The sequence below is a fragment of the Bilifractor sp. LCP19S3_H10 genome, assembly GCF_052119185.1.
GTDB lineage: Bacteria > Bacillota > Clostridia > Lachnospirales > Lachnospiraceae > Bilifractor.
The window spans coordinates 1-2,353 of sequence record NZ_JBQKFT010000046.1 but is presented as its reverse complement, the minus strand read 5'-3'; the positions used below and the strand labels follow the sequence as shown (position 1 = coordinate 2,353).

2 protein-coding genes are annotated in these 2,353 nt (G+C 65.6%); both read left to right on the top strand.

What is annotated here, in order from left to right; all coding sequences use genetic code 11:
- The coding region (locus ACTQZS_RS15280; protein WP_441476584.1) for a hypothetical protein at positions 1–1,524 on the top strand (1,524 nt) is incomplete at its 5' end.
- Between the two features lie 259 nt (positions 1,525–1,783).
- On the top strand, positions 1,784–2,353 hold a 570-nt coding region (locus ACTQZS_RS15275), incomplete at its 3' end, for a hypothetical protein (RefSeq protein WP_441476583.1).

Genomic DNA, 2,353 nt, shown 5'->3' with positions numbered 1-2,353 from the left:
GAGCGGACGCGGGTTGCACACGCCGAAGCGGACGGGCAGACCCGCCCGGTGGACGAGCCGTTCGAGGTGGGTGGGGAGCTGCTGCGCTACCCCGGCGACCGGGCTAACGGCTCGGCGAAGAACACGATCCAGTGCCGCTGCACCGCGACCTACGTCGAGGATGAAATCGGCGCGGACATACCGTGGGCGACGCGGATCAATAGTATGAGAGACGTAGAGCGACAGATCAGGGAGTTAGATATGGATGCGTTGGCAGCTAGTGGCGCGAAGGGCCTGGAGTGGAAGGGCCGTCTCGCCCCGGTGGGTGAGCCGACCGGTGATGGTCGTATTTTCACGACCGATGGTGAGTTCCGGTTCCGGAAGTTTCCCCTTCCACTGCTGTGGCAGGAAACGACGAGCGAGGGCCACGACTCGTCCCGTATCGTCGGAACCATCGACCGGGGCGAGGTCACCCCGGACGGGTTCACGGCGGAAGGCACAATCTTCTCGGATGAGGATAAGGTCATCGCCCTGCTGGAGAAGGGCGTGATCCGCCCGTCGGTTGATTTGTGCGACATGCTTGCCGACACGTTTGAGGTGGAGGATGGTCCTCGGCTGGAGGTGCATTCGGCGACGATCATGGCGGCGACGTTGGTGGCGAAGCCCGCGTTCGAAAACGTGGGTATTCAACTCACCGGCGACGAGTCGGAGGTGGATACCGACGGCCTGGTCGCGTCGGCTGGTGCGGTGTTGGACCTGCCGAAATATGATTCGGCGGCGTTCGCTGACCCTGGCCTGGACGGGCCGACTCCGATTACCGTCACCCCGGAAGGGCGTGTGTTCGGGCACCTCGCGCTGTGGGATACGTGTCACGTCGGTCAGCCCGGTAAGTGCGTGACCCCGCCCCGTTCGGCGGCTGGGTACGCGCATTTCCACCAGTCCACGGTGCTCACCGATGATGGTCCGGTGGCGGTGGGCCGTCTGACTGTGGGTGGTGGTCATGCTGGTGTGCGCGCTGGTGTGCGTGCCGCTGCGGAGCATTACGACACGACCGGGTCGTGTTGGGCGTTCGTCCGCGCCGGTGAGGACGAGCACGGCATCTGGGTCGCTGGTGAGGTGAATCAGGACGCGCCCGCCGCGAAGCTCCGCGAAGCCGCGACCGCACCCCTATCTGGTGACTGGCGGCGCGTCGGCAACAGCTTGGAGCTCGTCGCTGCCTTGTCCGTGTCCACCCCGGGCTTCCCCGTGCGGCGGGAGTACGTCGCGGATGGTCAAGCCCTGGCGTTGTGCGCGTCCGGGTGGGCTGCTCCCGCTGTCGAGGAATTGTCCCCGGTGGATGCCGCCCGCGTGGCTGCTATGGATGCGGTGCGTGAGGTGTTCGCCGCCCTCCGCGCCGAAGGGAACTCCCCCGGTGAGCTTGCGCACGCGCCGGGGCTCCGCGAACGGTTCAAGGCCGCGCAGGGCGTCATCGGCTTCGACGTGGAGCCGGACGTGCCCGCCCGCTATCAGGCGGTGCGGGACATCATGGAAAGCAAGGAGGACTAACAATGGCTTGTGGAGCATGTGGCAGCGGAGGAAGCTTCACCCCGGCGACGTACACCGTCCGCTCAACCGACGCGGATGGTCAGGTGCAGGAGCAAACATTCCTGTCTAAGACGCAGGCGGTGATGTTCGCGTCGCGGAACGGCGGTGGGGAGATCATCACGAATAGGGGCGAAGCCCGTAGCTAGACTGTGGGAGGTGAGGGGCATGTCGCCCTGTACACTCCCGACGTAGAGGGACGAGAGACCGACAAGGAGACCAGATGAACACGCTGGATGACATTCTCAAGGCCGTGGCGAACATGCCTACCGACCCGGCGGAGATTGACAAGATCATCACCGCCGCTAAGGCGGTCTACGATAAGCTGACCGCCGACGCGGGCGATAACCCTACCGAGGAGCAGGTCGCCGCGTTGGAGAAGCTCGCGGAAGCCGTGACGCAGGCGCGTGCTGCTAAGGCCGAGGCCGCTAAGGCGGATGCCCAGGCCGCTATCCGAGGTCGCCGGGACCGCGCCGCCGCCGCTGCTGCCGCGTTCGCGGATGATAGCGACGAGGGTGGTTCCGACGATTCCGAAGAGTCCGAAGGGGCCGACGGCGAGCAGGACAGCACCGATGATTCCGACGACTCCGACGAGTCCGAGGATGACGACGCGGGCGAGTCCACCAACGAGGATGATTCCGACGACACCGATACTGACGAGAAGGAGTTCGCTGTGAAGCGACGCTACGGCGGAGCCACCGCCGGTTACCGGGGCGAAGCAAAGTCCACCACCCCGTTCACCCTCGACCCCGCCGCGCCGAACTTCAAGTCCGGCGAAGCAACCTTCCTCGAC